17 protein-coding genes and 3 pseudogenes are annotated in these 18,774 nt (G+C 41.0%); 15 read left to right on the forward strand and 5 right to left on the reverse strand.

Going from position 1 to position 18,774, the window contains the following annotated elements; all coding sequences use genetic code 11:
* Positions 1-13: 13 nt before the first annotated feature.
* From EIP93_RS07540 to EIP93_RS07565, 6 genes are all read left to right on the forward strand, one after another.
* The gene (locus EIP93_RS07540) at positions 14-1,213 is read left to right on the forward strand and encodes an MATE family efflux transporter (RefSeq protein ID WP_125232501.1); all 1,200 of its coding nucleotides are present in this window, start codon (positions 14-16) and stop codon (positions 1,211-1,213) included.
* 2 nt (positions 1,214-1,215) lie between these two features.
* Positions 1,216-2,415 carry a glucosamine inositolphosphorylceramide transferase family protein gene (locus EIP93_RS07545; protein ID WP_125232502.1) on the forward strand — a complete coding sequence of 400 codons (1,200 nt, stop codon included), beginning with the start codon at positions 1,216-1,218 and terminating at the stop codon, positions 2,413-2,415.
* 382 nt (positions 2,416-2,797) lie between these two features.
* The gene (locus EIP93_RS07550; RefSeq protein ID WP_125232503.1) at positions 2,798-3,577 is read left to right on the forward strand and encodes a hypothetical protein; all 780 of its coding nucleotides are present in this window, start codon (positions 2,798-2,800) and stop codon (positions 3,575-3,577) included.
* Positions 3,543-4,649, forward strand: a complete 1,107-nt coding sequence (locus EIP93_RS07555) for a glycosyltransferase family 4 protein (RefSeq protein WP_125232504.1) — start codon at positions 3,543-3,545, stop codon at positions 4,647-4,649. The genes EIP93_RS07550 and EIP93_RS07555 overlap by 35 nt, the downstream gene beginning before the upstream one ends.
* The gene (locus tag EIP93_RS07560; RefSeq protein WP_125232505.1) at positions 4,649-5,719 is read left to right on the forward strand and encodes a glycosyltransferase family 4 protein; all 1,071 of its coding nucleotides are present in this window, start codon (positions 4,649-4,651) and stop codon (positions 5,717-5,719) included. The genes EIP93_RS07555 and EIP93_RS07560 overlap by 1 nt, the downstream gene beginning before the upstream one ends.
* Complete coding sequence (locus EIP93_RS07565) at positions 5,709-6,788, forward strand: hypothetical protein (RefSeq protein WP_125232506.1); 1,080 nt, start codon at positions 5,709-5,711, stop codon at positions 6,786-6,788. The genes EIP93_RS07560 and EIP93_RS07565 overlap by 11 nt, the downstream gene beginning before the upstream one ends.
* 36 nt (positions 6,789-6,824) lie before the next feature.
* Here the strand turns inward: EIP93_RS07565 and EIP93_RS07570 are convergent.
* From EIP93_RS07570 to rfbA, 5 genes and pseudogenes are all read right to left on the reverse strand, one after another.
* Positions 6,825-7,021 (reverse strand): annotated as a pseudogene (locus tag EIP93_RS07570) (integrase core domain-containing protein); the annotation flags it as partial.
* A gap of 154 nt (positions 7,022-7,175) precedes the next feature.
* Positions 7,176-7,602 (reverse strand): annotated as a pseudogene (locus EIP93_RS07575) (DDE-type integrase/transposase/recombinase); the annotation flags it as partial.
* Between the two features lie 38 nt (positions 7,603-7,640).
* Entirely contained in the window at positions 7,641-8,486 is an 846-nt protein-coding gene (gene rfbD, locus EIP93_RS07580; protein WP_125232507.1) for a dTDP-4-dehydrorhamnose reductase, read from the reverse strand.
* On the reverse strand, positions 8,483-9,019 hold the full coding sequence (gene rfbC / locus EIP93_RS07585) for a dTDP-4-dehydrorhamnose 3,5-epimerase (protein WP_125232508.1): 537 nt from the start codon (positions 9,017-9,019) through the stop codon (positions 8,483-8,485). The genes rfbD and rfbC overlap by 4 nt, the downstream gene beginning before the upstream one ends.
* A 1-nt stretch (position 9,020) precedes the next feature.
* Positions 9,021-9,890 (reverse strand): glucose-1-phosphate thymidylyltransferase RfbA, encoded by an 870-nt coding sequence (gene rfbA / locus EIP93_RS07590; RefSeq protein WP_125232509.1) that lies wholly within the window; start codon positions 9,888-9,890, stop codon positions 9,021-9,023.
* A 182-nt stretch (positions 9,891-10,072) separates the two neighbouring features.
* Between rfbA and EIP93_RS07595 the strand changes: the two genes are divergently transcribed.
* The 9 genes and pseudogenes from EIP93_RS07595 to EIP93_RS07635 all read left to right on the forward strand — a co-directional run bounded on the left by EIP93_RS07595 (position 10,073) and on the right by EIP93_RS07635 (position 18,756).
* On the forward strand, positions 10,073-10,333 hold the full coding sequence (locus EIP93_RS07595; RefSeq protein WP_102116587.1) for a type II toxin-antitoxin system RelB/DinJ family antitoxin: 261 nt from the start codon (positions 10,073-10,075) through the stop codon (positions 10,331-10,333).
* A gap of 3 nt (positions 10,334-10,336) precedes the next feature.
* Positions 10,337-10,614 (forward strand): annotated as a pseudogene (locus EIP93_RS07600) (type II toxin-antitoxin system YafQ family toxin).
* A gap of 232 nt (positions 10,615-10,846) precedes the next feature.
* Entirely contained in the window at positions 10,847-11,743 is an 897-nt protein-coding gene (locus tag EIP93_RS07605) for a sugar phosphate nucleotidyltransferase (RefSeq protein WP_125232510.1), read from the forward strand.
* A gap of 230 nt (positions 11,744-11,973) precedes the next feature.
* Entirely contained in the window at positions 11,974-13,380 is a 1,407-nt protein-coding gene (gene gndA / locus EIP93_RS07610; protein WP_125232511.1) for an NADP-dependent phosphogluconate dehydrogenase, read from the forward strand.
* Between the two features lie 467 nt (positions 13,381-13,847).
* Positions 13,848-14,141, forward strand: a complete 294-nt coding sequence (locus EIP93_RS07615; RefSeq protein WP_010296810.1) for a hypothetical protein — start codon at positions 13,848-13,850, stop codon at positions 14,139-14,141.
* A gap of 75 nt (positions 14,142-14,216) precedes the next feature.
* Positions 14,217-14,894: a YjbF family lipoprotein gene (locus tag EIP93_RS07620; protein ID WP_164496820.1), complete on the forward strand. Its 678-nt coding sequence runs from the start codon at positions 14,217-14,219 to the stop codon at positions 14,892-14,894.
* A 9-nt stretch (positions 14,895-14,903) separates the two neighbouring features.
* Positions 14,904-15,686 carry a capsule biosynthesis GfcC family protein gene (locus EIP93_RS07625; RefSeq protein ID WP_119158778.1) on the forward strand — a complete coding sequence of 261 codons (783 nt, stop codon included), beginning with the start codon at positions 14,904-14,906 and terminating at the stop codon, positions 15,684-15,686.
* Positions 15,683-17,806 carry a YjbH domain-containing protein gene (locus tag EIP93_RS07630; protein WP_125232512.1) on the forward strand — a complete coding sequence of 708 codons (2,124 nt, stop codon included), beginning with the start codon at positions 15,683-15,685 and terminating at the stop codon, positions 17,804-17,806. Before EIP93_RS07625 ends, EIP93_RS07630 begins: the two co-directional genes overlap by 4 nt.
* Before the next feature lie 392 nt (positions 17,807-18,198).
* Positions 18,199-18,756, forward strand: a complete 558-nt coding sequence (locus EIP93_RS07635) for a chorismate mutase (RefSeq protein ID WP_040031358.1) — start codon at positions 18,199-18,201, stop codon at positions 18,754-18,756.
* Positions 18,757-18,774: the final 18 nt, after the last annotated feature.

Raw genomic sequence — 18,774 nt, forward strand, 5'->3', positions numbered from 1 at the left:
TATTGTTAATTATATGACAACTATATTAGCCAAAGTCCTGAATGCTTTGGTTGGGCTAATACTTTTATTTGTATCCAATGAGTTTTTGGGATTTGAGATAAGAGGTCAAGCTGGAATAATTCTTTATTGGGTATCGATGGTTTTTACTGTTTCATATCTTAGTTTAGGACAAATAGGATTTAAATATATTGTTATAAAAGGTTTTAATGTACAAGATGTAATGAAAAATCTTTTGATTTATAATATTATTTTTTTAGTGTTAGCCCTTGTAGTAACTTTATTTTTTAAATTATTTGGCTATGTATTTGAAGTAAAAATGGGGACTGTTGTTATATTAATAATTACAATTCCATTAATGATGTTGGAACAACAATTAAATTCAATTTATCTTGTTAAGTATGCACCATTAGATTTAGCTAAAACAGTTATTAAATCAAAATTGACTGTTCTTCCTATTTCTATAGGTATATTTTACATGTGGCCGACAGTCACAGGTTTTTTTCTTTCGAATTTAGTTATGTATCTAATAAGTGTTGTTTATTTACACTATAAATATAATGAAAATATATTTTTCTTTTGGAAGAAAGGCGGTTTTTTTTTATTTGATCTGGTTAAAGATGGAATAAAATATCACTCATTCAATGCGCTTGGTTATGTGCTATATATGCAATTTCCAATGTTATACTTAGGTAAAATTGCCTCTAATTATTCATTTTCTCAATATGAAATAGCCATGCGATTCCTGGCTATTTTTTCTATTGTAGCTACTTCTTGTCAAGTTATAATTACGCATGTGTTTAAAAGAGTAAGTAGTAGATTAGATATATGGAATGAGATAAAAAAACTATCCTTAATATATTTCTCGATTTCTTATTTTTTTGTTTTTTTTAGTTATTTGTTTGTTGTTTTTATTTCGGATTTTGAATTGGGAAAGAAATATGAATTATCTATTTTGATATTTAAAGAATTAGTCTGGTTTGTTCCATTTATTGGTGTTGCTCAATTTGTGCCAACTATTTATCTACATTTAGACCGAGTTAATCTCTCATCCATTTACAATTTCTTACTCGGATTTTTCTCTCTTTTTACTGTGATAGCTCTAGGAACAATAATGGGAGAGAGTGGTGTGGTTTTTGCTATTAAATTAACTTATATATTCTCAATATGTCTTTTGTTTTTAATGTCTTATAATTCTATTTTCAAGAGAAAATAAAAATGATAGCTAGAAAAGATATTAATAATATTAATCCATTAAAAGTTTTCCCTTGGACTGATAATACTTTTGTGGACGCTAAAGGAAGAGGTATTATTTGTGTTAATGTCCTTATCGATGGATATGAGTTTCATTCAAACAAAGAATTAACGGATTATCTTATTTTTACGGACCACTGTAAGGTAGAATATATTTTCACATATGATGATGGCCGAAAGCTAAAAATCCCAGTTAATAAGAAAACATTTAGCGGTAGAAAAGATCATATACTCAATAGTGTTATCTTTGATTTAGATTTATTAGGGAGATTAAGTAATGCCATTGATTTTCCTTTGGATGATAACTCTTTCGATAAGAGAATAAATCATAAAAATATTTTTATGAAGCATATAAGAAAACTCATGGTTTTTTTTAAAATATGTCGTGAAAAAATCATTGGGATAGATCGCTGGTCAATATATGTTGCTCCTTTTAAAATTGAACCAGAGGAAATATATAATAATTTTTTTAAATTTAAAAAAATAACTCATCCAAAAGATTCGTTTATTGCAGATCCCTTTCTAGTAGAAAAAGATAATAGAACATATGTTTTTTATGAAAAATACTCCTTTAATAAAGGAAAAGGTATTATAGTAGCGCGAGATATTACCGATATTAATTTTCCTTCAAAAGAAATACTAATACTCGAAGAAAAATATCATTTATCTTATCCAAATGTTTTTATACATAACGATATTTATTTCATGATACCTCAGTCAAGCAATGGATGCATTGATTTATATAAATGTAATAATTTTCCAAGTGTATGGGAAAAAGTGCATACTTTTATTAAGAGAGAAGACATTGAATTTGGAGATACCAATATATATATAACAAACGAAGGAATAATTACTTTAGAAACAAATATATATGATCACCCATGGAAAAGTAATTCAAATAGACTTAGTGTCACCGTTGGGAATTATCTTTACGAAAAAGTAAAATTAGACGATTTTGTTATCGTTTCCTTAGGTGATGACTGTTCTAGAAACGCAGGGCAAAGCCAAAGGAAAATTTATCAAAATAGTTTGAATACTTATGGTGGGTCAATTGTTGCCAATGTCAACAAAGAGATAAGTGATATAAAAAAACCAAGGGGGTACTCGGGAATGCATACATATAATGCAAGTGAAAATTTTACGATAATAGATCTTAAGAGTTAGGTAAATATGTATGCGATATAGCCATTTATTTGTTATATATTTTATTCTTTATTTTATTAAGAGCCTATTATCCGACAATATATTAGCCTACGTATTGGTTTTATTGGTTGGTTGTGCTTTTTTTAAATTTTCAATTAAATATAAACATACGGTTTTTTTATTAATTATATGTACATGCTCTTATCTTTTCGTAGTGTTAGGATCTCACGATAGATATTTAGAGTCTTATTTTTCTTTGTATATAAACCTAATTTCGGGTATAAATCTATATTCTTATATATATTTTTTGTCTAGAAAAGATAATAATAGTAGCAATGAACTTACTAGCCTAGCCAATAGAATAATGTTCGCCGGTTTAATAATATCATTGTGTATATTTATTATGGAACTAGCAAAAGGAGGACTTGTAAAATCTGATTTTATCGGTTTTTTTGGAATGGAAATGAATAGAAATTCTGTCCATCCTATAGTTTTAACTTTTATATTTACTTTTTTTGGTTTGATCTCCATTACAGATATAAATTATAAAAAAACATTTTTATATCACTCTTTTATTACTCTCTCTATAGTGACTCTGCTATTATCTAATAGTAGAGTTGCTCTTGCTTGCTCGTTATTAGTTTTTGCTATACATTTTTTCCATGAAAGAGGGGTAAGTAAAAAGTTTATTCTGATTACTCTGGTTATTTTGTTGAGTAGCATATCTATATTCATGTTGGACTTAACGTTCTTACTTAATCGATTTTCGCAGGGGGGCGATAATTCAGGATTAGATAGTAGTCGTTTTGTCATGTGGACCTGCTATTACGATAAATTTAGTGCTAGCCAAATTTTATTAGGCCTCCATCAAGGAGGTGATGATAGTTGTGCCTTTGTTAAAGGCGTTATAGGTAAAAATCCGCATAATTCTATAATATGGTCTGCTTCAGTATATGGATTTATAACTATATTTATCATTTTAAATTTATTAAAAAACTTATTTCTAAATTTATATTATCGCAATCTTTCTTTGTTTTTTATTTATATTACATATTTATTTGCTATGAATTTTGAACGAGCTTATTTAGTAAGTCCTATAGATGTTGTTGTTCTTATATTGATCTTTATGCCTAGGTTGAAATCTGTATATGCCAAAAATAGTACACATTCAAGTTATACCTAAGATGTCTGGTGTCCAGCAAGTAAGTTTTGATATATTGAAAAATTTACCAAATGACTTCGAGAAATATATAGTGTTTGGTGGAATGTATGAATGTAAAGACAATATAGTGGAGAAATTTTCCAATATAGGTGTAAAAGTTATATTTATAGATTCATTAAGACGAGAAATTGGTTTTAACGATATATTATCTATAATTGAATTATATAAGTTTTTTAAAAAAGAAAAATTTGATATCATCCATACTAACTCAACAAAACCAGGCATTGTCGCTAGGTTTGCTGCTTGGCTGTCGGGTTGCAAAAAGGTTGTTCATACTGTTCATGGGATAGCTTTCCATCGATTTGAAAAATTGCATAAACGCATTTTTTTTTATCTGATAGAGACTTTTTTTTGTTTTTTTTCAAATACATTAATTTCTGTTAATAACCATTATTTGAAATTTTATCCGCACGTAAAAAATAAAATCTGCATCTATAATTCTATTGATTTTATAAAAAAAAGCCAAAGAGATTTTAATGACGATAGCGACAGACCAATAACAGTAGGTTTTATAAGTAGACTCGATAAACAGAAGGACCCAATTACTTTTTTAAAAGCTATCGAGTATGGTAATCGAGTCGGCCTTTTTTCTCAGGAAAATGTAAAGGTTATCATTGGTGGAGATGGAGAGTTGAAAGCTCTGTGTGAAGCGTTTGTTGAAAATGAACGACTTTCTTGCCAAGTAAAATTTAAAGGATGGGTGTCAAACAAAGACGATTTTTTTAAAGAAATTGATATATTATGTCTACCTTCTATTTTTGAGGCTTTTGGGTTGGTTTTTCTTGAAGCTGGTATTTTTGGGATTCCTTCAATTGCTTCTAATGTCGAGGGTATTCCTGAAATAGTAAAAAATGATAAAAATGGCTTTCTGGTTGAGCCCAAAAATCATATAGAAATAGCACAAAGAATTTCTAATTATCTAAAAGATAGATCTTTATTAAAACGGCATGGTATGGAGGCAAAGAGAATTGTGGAAGAGGATTTTAGGATGAAAGACATGCTGGAAAAATATCTAGAGGTTTATAAAATATAATGAAAAATATTTTACTATTTTCACATGAATATTCACCATGTTTAGGTGGTGCGGGTTCCGTAGCTAGCATAATAAAAAAAGGTCTGGAAACCGAATTTTCATCCAATTGCTCCGTGACTTTATTAACGTCGTCAAGATCAAAAAATTCATCAGAAAAATCGATTAAAACAGCTTTTTTAACTCATAAACTTTGGCCTGTTAATTATATTCCATTTTTATTTAATATTTCAAAATTTGATTGTGTCATATGTAATGATCCTGTTTCTATATATAATGCTGGAAGATACTTCTCTCAGGAAATGTTAAGTCGAGCAATATGTGTTATACACGGTGAAGAAAAGTACTTGTCATCTTCATTTCTCCCTTTAAAACTCATGAAATTCTCTCTTTTTTTTAAAAGAGCTTTATTTGGTTGTAAAAAGGTCATATTTGTATCTCAATACATAAAGGAACAGTATATTAAAATATATGAAATTGAGATCCCTGAGGATAAATGTACTGTAATACATAGCGGAATTTCTGATCTATCCAAACCGCTGTACCGTAGCCCCCCCAAAAATGTTATCAAATTTCTAACAGTATCAAGAGTAGAAAAAGGAAAAGGTTTTGATACAATGTTGGATATATTTAATATTATCTTGGAAAATAAAAAAGAAATAAAATGGGAAATTATTGGTGATGGTTCATACCTTGAGGGTTTTAAATATATTGTTTCTAAGTCAAAAATGAAAAATAATGTTTTTTTTCATGGGGCAATCGAACGGGGGGAATTATCAAAACATTACTCATCTTCACATTTCTATATTTCTCTTTCAGAGCTAAATGAATCATATGGGTTAAGTTATCTGGAAGCTTCCTCGTGTGGAACCTTTCCAATTGCATATAACCGTTGTGGAACAAGAGAGGCGTTTAAATATATAGAGAATGGGCTATTATTAGATGAGTATAAAGACCCTGTTAAGGCTGCAACTAAGATTTTAAATTTGATAAAAGATGGTGAAGTGACATTGTCAAAATGCACTAGGAGCGAACGAGATTTTGTAAAGGATTTGGTTAAGTATGTTTTATAAAATATTATTTTTAGAGTCTAAGAATTTTTACTCCACAATTCTTGATGAATCAATTTTTGAAGGGTGTGAAAAACATTTTAATGGAGGGGATTTACTTAAAAACATTGGCGAGTTAGCATCATATGATCTTGTTATTTATACTATTTATTCATCGCCTATTTACAATCATATGATTAGCTATTGCAAAAAAGTAAAAGTGAAAACTTTACTTTTAATGGATGGGATTTGTGAGATTAATAATTTTACTAAGAATGAAAATATAAACTCACTCGGAATAAAAAATTATCATCCTATACTGGCAGACAATATAGCAGTCGTTGGAAATTCCGCAAGGCGTTATTTCAGTGTGCTTGGAGTCAATGCTATTAGACATTTACCACCAAGAATTTCTAAACTTAAATATAATCAACATCTAGTATCGTCTATGAGTAAAAAAACTGATTTCTTAATAACAACTGCAAATACGGCATATTTCAACAATATCGAATTTGAAAATTTAGTTTCTTTACTTAAAGACGTTATTTATGCAATTGAGAAAAATGGTTATTCTATCATTTTTAGAGTTTTTGACGAAAGATTAATTGAAGAGCTAAAGATTGATCCGTGTAATAATATTAAAAATGGTAGTTTTACTGATGTACTATCATTAGTATCTTGTGTAATTACAACACCTAGTTCTATTGCTTTAACCTCTATGATTGAGAACCTTCCTGTAGGATTGCTTCAATTTCGTGATTCTCCGAATTTTTTACAGACTGGTTGGATCATTATTAAGGGGTATGATTTGTCAGAAACCTTGTCCAGTATGATAAGGAAAGATGAAATAAGGATGAGATTTCAAATATCAGAAGTTATGGCGAATACAGAGGTTTCGTCAGCATTATCTGAATTACAGCTTTCAAAACAAACTCAAACTAGCGAACAGATTTTATCATTTTGGGAGCAAAATTATTTAAATATATTGAGCTCCCCGTTTAATTTTAATTTTGAGCACCTAGCTAGAAAAATTTATTGGAGGTTAAAATCAAATAAAATATTTTCTTTTATAAGAAAACTGTTACATTTATGAAATAGATAAGTACAAGTAGCTGTAAGCGCACCCGTTTTAGTTCCACGCACTTTTTGAGATTTCTGGGGTTTCAGTAATAAGCTGGTACTCTTCCAGCGTCAGGTTATTCAGGGATTAATGGGGCACTCGCTGTTATATTCAGCCAGACAGCGCTCCGTAATTTTCCATGCCTCATTCAGTGTCCTGAACAGATAAAAATCCAGTATTTCTGTCCTGTATGTCCTGTTGAACCGCAGGGTGAGAGCATGAACGCTTATTATTCACTCAGATTGAGCGTTAACCAAACTGATTATCTTTCTAAGAAAGTTGGATTGCACAGTTTGCAGGCAATGCGAGCTTAATTGAACGTCAAATGGCGATTAAAAAGTATTCGTGATCTCGCCTTGGGTTGAACCGTCCGATAAAGGTATTCTGCGTTGGCTTGCCTGGCCTGATAAATTCCAACATCGCACCACGCTCTTCCTCCCACTGTGCCAGCGTCAGAGAGGCGAGTTCCGGGCCGTTATCCATCCGCATCCGCGGTTTGCCACGATTCTGTCCAGCACTTTCACGACCCGCTGCACTGGGATATTCAGGTCAATTTCGATCGCCAGAGCTTCACGGTTAAAATTACCCACCACGTTGAAGGTCCGGAAGCGTCTTCCGCACACCAGCGCATCGTGCATAAAATAGATGAACCAGCTCTAGTTCATTGCTTTCGGCGTCGCCAGCGGAGCCGGATTGCGTACCTGCAGGCGCTGTTTTCCCTTCGGCGAAAATTCAGTTTCGGCAGGCAGTAAATACGGTGAACGCGTTTATGATTCCATGCATTGCCCAGACTGGAAAATTTTTTCTTCCAAACCCCGAGGATGATTAAATCGTCTTTTTCAGCGCTATTTTCCAATCAGATAGTGCAATTCCTAATGCCTTAATTTTCTCTCCTGCTAAGGCCGAATATGCGGGACGATATGCCGGAGTGGGATATTGCGCTGTGGTAATCGGTGTAAGCGTTGGCGCTTTACTCAGAAGTGCTTTTTGTACTGCCGCAGAAAAAATTGCTTGCGCAAACTCATACCAGCTAACTTCTTTATCACCGCAATAGTGATAAACCCCACCTTCTACGCTTTTTTCAAGCAGAGAAATAATCGCCTGCGCTAAATCTCCTGCATAGGTTGGGCAGCCACGCTGGTCATTAACGATACTCAATGTGTCACGTTCTTTGGCTAACCGAAGCATGGTTTTCACGAAATTATTGCCGTATTCGCTAAATACCCACGCGGTACGTACAATAATTGCTTCAGGGGAAACTTGTGCTACTGCTTGTTCACCTGCTAGCTTGGTTTTACCGTAAACACTTAGCGGATTTGTCGCACTGTCTTCGCGGTAAGGTTCTGTTGCATTCCCATCAAAGACGTAGTCAGTAGAAACATGGACTAACCGAATACCTTGCTTGCTGGCGACGATAGCTAAATTCTCTGGGCCTGTAACGTTAATCTTTTCTGCGAGTTCTGGTTCTGATTCTGCTTTATCCACTGCTGTATAGGCTGCGGCATTAACGATAGCATCTGGTTGAAAACTTTTTACTACCTCTTCAACACGCTCCAAATCCATAATATCGAGTTCATTAGAATCGGTTGCCAAAATTTTCCATTCTTCTGGTAAACGATCCTGAAAACAGCGACCCAATTGCCCGTTTGCACCCGTCAGTAATATTTTCATTTTGCTAGGTCCTTGAATAACTTCCCTAACTTATCTTTCTCGGATAACAGTGGGACTGATATTGGCCATTCAATGCCAATCTCAGGATCGTTCCATAACAGGCAACCTTCATCGTTAGGATCATAATAATCCGTACACTTGTATTCAAAATCTGCGATATCAGAAAGTACAACAAAGCCATGTGCTAGCCCCGGCGGCAGCCAAAATTGTGCTTTGTTTTCCTCCGATAGGATCAGGCCATGCCATTTTCCGTAGGTAGGGGAGTCCTGGCGGATATCTACTGCGACATCAAATACCTCGCCACGTACAACGCGGACGAGTTTTCCTTGCGGTTTGGTTTTCTGGAAATGCAGGCCTCGTAAGACGCCTTTACTTGAACGAGAGTGATTATCCTGAACAAAGTCTACATCGATATCCAACATCTCCTGATAACGTCTCTTTTCAAACGTTTCCAGAAAGAAGCCTCTGGCATCACCGAATACTTTCGGCTGAATAATTTTTGCACCATGAATAATAGTATCAATGACTTGCATGTTATTTCTCTGCGATGAGTTGGGTTAAATACTGCCCATAGGACGTTTTGCTCATTACTTTTGCTTCGTCAGCAACTTGCTGTTTAGAGAGCCAGCCTTTTCGGAATGCGATCTCTTCCAGACAGGCAACCTTCAACCCTTGACGCTTTTCAATAGTATGGATAAATTGTGACGCTTCAATCAGACTGTCGTGTGTACCAGTGTCCAACCAGGCGAAACCTCTTCCCAGCAGCTCAACATTCAACGTACCTTGCTCAAGATACATTTGGTTCAATGTAGTGATTTCTAACTCGCCGCGGTGTGAAGGTTTGACCTGCTTCGCCATTTCTACAATATGTTTATCGTAAAAATAGAGCCCAGTGACAGCCCAGTTCGATTTCGGTTTTACTGGCTTTTCTTCTATCGACAGCGCTCTGAAATTCTGATCAAACTCGACAACGCCAAAACGTTCGGCATCGGTGACCTGATAGCCGAAGATCGTTGCGCCTTCTTCTTTTGCCGCTACGGATTCAAGTTTCTTACCAAAGCTCTGGCCGAAATAAATATTATCACCGAGTACCAGCGCACAGCGTTCCCCATTGATAAATTCTTCACCGATGATAAAAGCTTGGGCAAGTCCATCAGGGCTGGGTTGAATCGCGTAGCTAAGCTTGATACCAAAACGACTACCATCACCCAAGAGGCGCTGAAATGCTGGCATATCTTCAGGCGTGGTGATAATCAAGATGTCACAAATACCGGCGAGCATAAGAACGGAAATCGGATAATAAACCATGGGTTTATCGTAAATCGGCAGTAGTTGCTTAGAAACGCCGCGAGTAATCGGATATAGCCGAGTACCACTTCCCCCTGCAAGCACGATCCCTTTCATCAATAACTCCGCCTTTATTTCGTTAAAAATTATCTTTAAATAGTGGTTCTAGTATATCACTCTACCTCACCAGAATTGTCTGACGTATCAGAAAAAGTAACGAATGCAGGAGTGGATATGTTTTTGCTTTTGTAGCTCAATTGAGCTACATTTTGAGTACCCATTGAATGGAGGAAAATATTATGGCAGCGAATGCATTTGTACGTGCCCGTATTGATGAGAATCTTAAAAATGAAGCAGCGGAAGTGTTGGCTAGCATGGGGTTGACGGTATCGGATCTGGTGCGCATAACGTTAACGAAAGTGGCTAAAGAAAAAGCACTTCCATTTGATATGCATGTCCCTAATAAGCTTACCGCACAAACGATGGCTGACAGCGAGAAAGGGGTTGATGTCTATACAGCAAAAGACGCCGCCGATCTGTTTGATAAATTAGGGATCTAATGGATGAAAAAGCAAAGGGAGATTGCATATTCTGGTCAATTCGAACGTGATGTGAAAAAAGCGCAACGACGACATAAAAACATGAACAAGCTTAAAACGTTTATGCAGCTTTTGCTTGAAGACAAACGACCGTTGCCACAGGAATATCAGGATCACCCCCTCCAGGGAAACTATAAAGGCTACAGAGATGCGCATATCGAGCCGGATTGGCTTCTTATTACAAGCTGACCGATGACGTTTTGCGTTTTGAACGTACAGGGACGCACGCTGACCTTTTCTAAATAGATTCATAAAGATGATTTTGTTGCGGAATGTTCTTTACTGGCACGATGATAAAAACAGAACGTTCCAGCACATCATAAAAAGTCTCAACCTGAGATCGCTTTGTCGCAGATTGGGTGTAATCTTAGTGTCATGCATGGCGTTGTGGGATTACGCTGCTAAGTGAAAAGTGATCGATAAAAACAGAATCGTTCTCCAGATAAAAACCATCAGATTGAAGAGAGTCAATCCATGACATCATTGAAAGCTATTATCCCTGTAGCCGGTTTAGGGATGAATTTGTTACCTGTGACCAAGGCAATTCCTAAGGAAATGTTGCCACTGGTTGACCGCCCAGTGATTGAGAAAATCGTCAACGAGTGTGTGAGGGCGGGGATTAAAGAAATTGTTCTGGTGACACATGCGTCGAAAAATGCGATTGAAAACCACTTCGATACCTCGTTTGAGCTTGAATCTCTGCTGGAAGAACGTGCCAAGCGTCAACTGCTGGCCGAAGTTCAGTCTATCTGTCCGAAAGGCGTGACGATCATGAACGTTCGTCAAGGGGAAACGCTGGGGCTGGGGCATGCCGTCTCCTGTGCGCGCCCAATCGTTGGCGATAACCCGTTTGTGGTGGTGTTGCCCGATGTGGTGCTGGATGAAAGCACGGCTGATCAGACGAGGGAAAATCTGGCGCTGTTGATCTCCCGCTTTGAAGAAACCGGGCGTAGCCAGGTGCTGGTGAAACATCGCCCTTATGAGGTGTTGCCTGAGTACTCTGTCGTCGATTGTGAAACACCGTTGGTGAATCCAGGCGATGCCGCAGCGATTACTTCAATGATTGAGAAACCCGAGGCACCGTCCGAAACGGGGTCTGACCTGTCTGCGGTAGGGCGCTATGTATTAACTGCCGATGCTTGGTCGTTGCTGGAAAAAGCGGTCCCTGGCGCGTGGGGACGTATTCAGTTGACGGATGTGATTGCCGATATGATCGCGACTCAGCAGGTTGATGCTGTGCAAATGTCAGGCAAGAACTTTAACTGCGGCCGTAAATTGGGTTATGCGCAGGCATTTGTGTCCTATGGATTACGCAATCCTGAGTTTGGTGCCGAATTTAAAGAAAGTATTAAGGCGCTGCTGAAAAAGTAATATTGCGTGATAACTCGCTGTAAAACCGCAGATCGTTGAATCGTTCTGCGGTTTTTTCTTTTTCCCGCCATACGTTCCGATTGGGTGAACTTTCGCTATCAAACCAATCACTACCCACTCACGCAAAGCTGAGTTACCATGTCGGCCTGTTTTTAAATTGCTTGCGAGGTCGCAATGCGAGGCGTTGTCGCCGTTGCAGGCAGGTTATCCTTCAGACAGGAGTTGCTTTAATGTCCAAACAGCAAATTGGCGTTGTCGGTATGGCGGTGATGGGGCGCAATCTGGCGCTGAACATTGAGAGCCGTGGCTATAGCGTTTCCATCTTTAACCGTTCTTCCGATAAAACCGATGAAGTTATCGCGGAAAATCCGGGTAAAAAACTGGTGCCTTCTTACACCGTTGAAGAGTTTGTCGAATCCCTGGAAAAACCACGCCGTATTCTGCTGATGGTGAAGGCCGGTGAAGCAACCGATAAAACGATTGAATCGCTGAAACCTTACCTGGAAAAGGGCGATATTCTGATCGATGGCGGTAACACCTTCTATAAAGATACGATTCGCCGTAATCGCGAACTGTCTGCTGAAGGGTTTAACTTCATCGGTACAGGCGTATCTGGTGGGGAAGAGGGCGCGCTGAAAGGGCCTTCCATCATGCCGGGTGGCCAGAAAGAAGCGTATGAGCTGGTTGCTCCGATTCTGGAACAGATTGCTGCACGTGCTGATGGCGAAGCTTGTGTGACCTATATTGGTGCTGATGGCGCAGGCCACTATGTCAAGATGGTGCATAACGGCATTGAATACGGCGACATGCAGCTTATTGCTGAAGCTTATGCATTGCTCAAGCAGGCTCTGAATCTGAGCAATGACGAGCTTGCTGCGACGTTCTCTGAGTGGAACAAAGGCGAACTAAGCAGCTATTTGATTGAGATCACTGCCGATATCTTCAGGAAGAAAGATGAAGACGGTAACTATCTGGTTGACGTGATTCTGGATGAAGCGGCTAATAAAGGTACCGGTAAATGGACCAGCCAAAGTTCTCTGGATCTGGGTGAACCACTGTCTCTGATTACGGAATCCGTTTTTGCCCGTTACCTTTCTTCACTGAAAGATCAGCGTGTTGCGGCCTCTAAAGTGCTGACGGGCCCAACGGCTCAGCCATTCGGCGGTGATAAAGCCGAGTTTGTTGAGAAAGTACGCCGTGCGCTGTATCTGGGTAAAATCGTTTCTTATGCTCAGGGCTTCTCACAGCTGAAAGCGGCATCAGACGAAAACAACTGGGATCTGAACTACGGTGAGATCGCCAAGATTTTCCGCGCTGGCTGCATCATTCGTGCACAGTTCCTGCAGAAAATCACCGATGCGTACGAGCAGAAAGCCGATATCGCTAACCTGCTGTTGGCCCCTTACTTCAAGAAAGTGGCAGATGAGTATCAGCAAGCGCTGCGCGACGTGGTATCTTACGCGGTTCAGCAAGGCATCCCGACGCCAACTTTCTCAGCGGCCATTGCTTATTACGACAGCTACCGTTCAGCCGTGTTGCCTGCTAACCTGATTCAGGCTCAGCGTGACTATTTCGGTGCACATACTTATAAGCGTACGGATAAAGAAGGCGTATTCCATACCGAGTGGCTGGAATAGCCGTTTCTTATGCTCAGATAGCGCCGTTTGTTAATAAAACGCCAGATTAGGAAATATCTGGCGTTTTTTGTATTGATGAATCAGTGGATCGATATCGTTAAGATATCTATGACTTTTTTTCTGGAATACTGTAAATTTCATTAAAGAAATCTGCTTTTTTACCGAGATCATTGCTGTTTATTACATCGGGATCTTGCTATTTTTAACGGTGTTGCAAAAATTGAGTTGTAGTTTTGTTTTCTGGTGTTGGTTGTCAGAGGTGGTTTTATCTCATAGAGGGGTTATTTCCTCATTGATAGTTTCATCGCCATTGAACTGTAACTCATTACTGGGAGGATCTCGGTAACGGTCGGTAACGACGCAAAACTAAATCGGTTTGCTGTTGTGCTGGCTGAAATGAAGGACGGGGTATGGTCTTTTCGACGGTACCCCACCCTGAAGTACTTCATGTTAAAAAGGAAATCGTAATGAAGAAAACGTTAATCACGCTGGCTGCGGTACTGGCCATGTCGTCAAACGCGTTTGCTGTTGATGGCGTCTCTAGCAGCACTGCTGCTGGTACCTCTACCACCACGACCACCAGCGCTGCTGCTGCTGGTGCCGCTGGTGCTGGTGGTGCTGGCTTTGCTGCTGGTACTACTGCTCTGATTGCTGTCGGTGCTGCTGCGGCGATCGGTGTTGCTGTTGCAGTTGCTGTTTCCAGCAACGATGACAGCTCTCCTGCGGGAACAACGACTGCAACTACTGGTACTCGTAGTTAATTTCGTTTTAATTCTAAGGCCACTTCGGTGGCCTTTCTTTTTCCGGGCTACGCTGTTCAACGAGAACTGCATTCCATGACAAAAATAAAACGAATGGCAAAGGTGAGAGCGCTAATTGCCATACCTCTTTTATCGATTGTGCTGACTGGCTGTTCCCAAAATGTGGATCAAGTGGGGAAAACCTTCAAGCTGGCATTTTTCGGCCAGGATGACACCCATGTGACGGCTAAACAGGTTGCCAATACGCCCTATGCATCGGCCTATCTGAAAGTGGGTAAAGCGCCACAGGCGTTTGTTGTGCTCGCTTTCGCCGAGCAGAATCAGTTGAAATGGATCGGGGCCGATAAAAATATGGTATCGACCCAACATGGTCGTTTGGTGAAAACGCAGGGCTTCGGCGAAGACATTACCTATGTGGATAACCTGCAACACGACCCCCTGGCGTTAGGCCTATTGAAGACATCAACGCCAATGACATGGCAAAGCCGGGTTGAATGGGCTCAGGTCTTCCGAGGCGGATACGCGACCACGTCCGTTTTTCAGGCCCGCGGCAAAGAAACCGTAAAAATTCTGGATATCCCGCGTGAGCTGCTGCGTTTTGATGAGCAGGTGACCGTCCCCGCGTTGAATGAATCTTACACCAATAGCTACTGGCTCGATCCCACTAACGGAAGTGTGGTTCAAAGCCAGCAGTATATGGGGCCGGATATGGCATTGGCCACATTCACCGTATTAAAACCCTACGTACAATAAGGGGCTGCAATGTTGGCACTCAATCGTATCGCTACCTTGTTGCTGCTGGTTTCCGGCGTCGCGACGTCTGCGCAACTGACTGTAAAATCGCCTCAAGAGACAATCGCTGTCGTTAAATTGGACGACGGTACGCGTCTTGAAAAATTTTACGAACAGGTTTCCTGGCCACAGAATATTAACTGGCAAACGGCGTTTATTTCTGATTTTTCGACAACACAGAAGGTACGTGCGCAAGGGGATGTCTTGCTGCAAAAGCTGGCTGAACTGGAAACGCGCTGGCGCAATTCAGGCGATGGCGATCTGGCGATCTCCGCCTGGCTGCTGAGAAAGACGATTAACCCGATTAATGTTGCGGGTCGTATCCGTACCGATCTGGATCCTGACCGCGTACGTGTCTATATAGAAAATAATCGCCCTCTGGTGGGGGAATATGCACTGTATGTGGCGCCTCATGATGACAAGTTGTCGCTGATCGGTCTGGTGAATACGGCCGCTGATGTGGGTGAACTGGAGACATCGGGGAAAGTGGCGCTACGTGCAGGATGGTCGGTCGAGAATTATCTCTCTGGACGTCGGCTTCTTGCGGGAGCGGACAACAGTTACGGCTATCTGATTGGGGGGAACGGTCAGTGGCGTAAGGTGCCGCTGGCGCTGTGGAATCGTCAGCATCGTGAACCCGCTGCGGGCGAAACGCTCTTTATCGGCTTTAACCCCTCGGTTCTACCACAGGATATGTCATCACTTAACGATCAGCTTGCTGACTACCTTGCTAACCGGACTCCACTCGAATGACAAAGAACAGAAACGTTAAACTAGGCTGTCTGTCGTTGGCGATTGGCAGCATCTTGAGTGCGCAGGCGATGGCGGCTGAAACAGAAAGCAGCCGTACTGCGACCAACCCCAATATGCGCTTTCAGCCTGCGGGGGTATCACAGTCTGATTTTGGTGGCACAGGGCTGTTGCAGATGCCGACAGCGCGTATGGCGGAAACGGGCGAATTCAGCCTTAACTATCGTGACAATGAGGAATATCGGCGTTATTCCTTGTCGCTCCAGCTCTTTGACTGGCTGGAAACGACGGTACGCTATACTGATACGCGAACAAGATTATATAGTTTGTACTCTGGTTTTAGTGGTAGTCAGACACATAAAGATAAAGGTTTTGATATTAAGGCGAGGTTGTGGCAGGAAAGTTATTGGATGCCCAATCTGTCTCTGGGATTGCGTGATATTGCGGGAACTGGATTATTTGATAGCGAATATCTGGTGGCCAGTAAGCGTATGGGGCCGTTTGATTTTTCCTTGGGTATGGGGTGGGGCAATATGGCCGAGAGCAGTAATATTAAAAATCCCGCCTGCTCGTTGAAAGCCAGCTTCTGCCAGCGTAGTCGTGGGTATTCTGAGAACGGTGGGCAATTCGAAGTTGGGAATTTCTTTCACGGTTCGGCAGCGCTATTTGGTGGTGTTGAATATCAAACCCCGTGGGATCCATTGCGCTTAAAGCTTGAATATGATGGTAATGACTACAGTCGTGAAACTGCTGGTGCTGTCAAGCAGGATTCCCCCTTCAACATTGGTGCAGTTTACCGTGTTGGCAATAATCTGGACACCACGCTGTCGTGGCAGCGCGGCAATACCCTGATGTGGGGCTTTACCCTACGCACTAATTTCAATGACCTGAAGCCGAACTACTTAGACGATGCACCACCCGTCTATGCGCCGGTACAGGATGGCAAAGGCACAAACTGGCAGCTCGTTTCGAAAGAGCTGAACGATAAGGCCGGCTTCAAAGACGCCGATATTTACGCGGACCAAAAGCAGGTCACCATTGTTGCCGAGCAGACCAAGTATCGTGATAGCGAACAGGCTACGCAGCGTGCGGCTACGGTATTGGCAAACCATGTACCGGGCAGTATTGATGAGTACCACATTGTTCAGCGTAGCCAGCGTTTACCGATTGCCAGCACGGAAGTCGATGCCAAACCTTTCCATCAGGTTAAACAGGCGGCTATTCCACTGGGGCAACCGGAACCTGTCACGCATCGCAAAGAGCCGGTATCCGACGTACGTGGTCAGCAGGTGTTGCTTGCAGAGCCCGATCGTCTGACGTATTCATTAGATCCGACGCTGACGCAGTCTTTCGGTGGCCCTGAATCCTTCTACATGTATCAGGTCGCATTGAAAGGTAACGTGGACTACCGTCTGAGCGATCACTGGAGCGTAGGCGGAACGGCAACGCTGAATCTGGTGAATAACTACGACAAGTTCAACTATAAAACACCACCAGCGGATGGCGCTGCGCTGCCGCGTGTCAGAACCTGGGTGCGTGAATACATTACTTCTTCCGATCTGTTATTGACCAATCTGCAATTGACTCGCAGGGATAATCCCGCGCAGGACTGGTATACCCAGGTCTACGGCGGCTATCTGGAAATGATGTATGCGGGTGTCGGATCTGAAGTGCTGTATCGTCCGTTCGGTAAAAGCTGGGCGCTGGGGATGGATGTGAACTATGTCAAACAGCGTGACTGGAACGATATTATGAGGATGGCCGATTACGATGTGGTGACAGGCCATCTGACCGCCTACTGGGAACTGCCGTTTGTGGAAGGTGCGGTAGCGAAGGTGAGTGTGGGTCGTTATCTGGCAGGGGACAAAGGGGTAACCCTCGATCTGTCTCGCCGCTTTGATAGCGGAATCATTGCAGGTGCCTTTGCGACCAAGACCAACGTCAGCGCTGCTGAATATGGTGAAGGAAGCTTTACTAAAGGCTTCTACGTCTCGATACCGTTTGATCTGCTGTTCACCGAACCAACGGTGAAACGTGGCGCTGTTGGTTGGGTGCCGTTGACGCGAGACGGTGGTCAGATGTTACAGCGTCGCAGCTCGCTGTATGGTCTCACCGAGCACTAATCAATCTTAGTTCGTTTAAGAGTGAATCAAGCCCGTCATGGCCGAGTGCCAAGACGGGCTTTTTTGTGTGTGCTTGCTTCACAGAGCAATATCGCTATTTAGTAACCAAAATGAACTATTTCATTTAGTTATTGTTTGTATCTTAATCATCGGCTGGTGAGGATTGCGCTTTTGGGGTTTGATTCTTAAGTTGCTTGTAATTTAGTAACTTAATGGCGGGTATCGCGACAGGCTGGGTGATTTTCAAGAAGAAATGTTTCCTGTGGGTAACGGTTGAAATAGTTTCGTCATGGAAGATTCATATGGCGAAACCTATTATCTCCTGCCGCAATGGCGAAATAAAAATATAGCCATAGACCTTCATGGTGGTGCTGACAGGAGAATGTAATCCGATGAATTTGCCTATTTCCGCTGTTATCTCGTTAGTGATGAGCTCTGTTTGGTGTGTTCCTCTCTATGCCGCAACGCAAGACAATCCTCTTGGTATCTATCAACTGATTCAGGAGAGGATGGTGTTGATGAAAGATGTTGCGGGGTATAAGGCCCGCCAACACCTGCCGGTTGAGGATCTAAAACAAGAGGATCGTATTTTGAGTAAAGTGCGGGAGCAATCTGCTGCCGTTGGTTTATCCCCTCAGAGTACCCAACTGTTTTTTACGTCATTAATGAATGCCAGCAAAGCCATTCAGTATCGTTATATGGCGGACTGGCTTGCGACACCGGAGAGCGACTGGACGCCGCTGTCGTTGAACGACACCATTAGACCCACGCTACTCACGATTGACGACCAGCTCTTGGTGAGTATTAAACGTTATCTTGCGAATGGCGGGCATTTTGCGCTTCAGCAAGAGGCCACATTTCTTTCTTCTATTAATGTTGAGCATCTGTCACAGAACGACAAACGCCAGATTTATGCGGCATTGAGTCAAATTGAACCAGACGGCAAATAGCTGAGTGGGAGAGAAGAC

The organism is Pectobacterium versatile (genome assembly GCF_003932035.1).
Lineage (GTDB): Bacteria > Pseudomonadota > Gammaproteobacteria > Enterobacterales > Enterobacteriaceae > Pectobacterium > Pectobacterium versatile.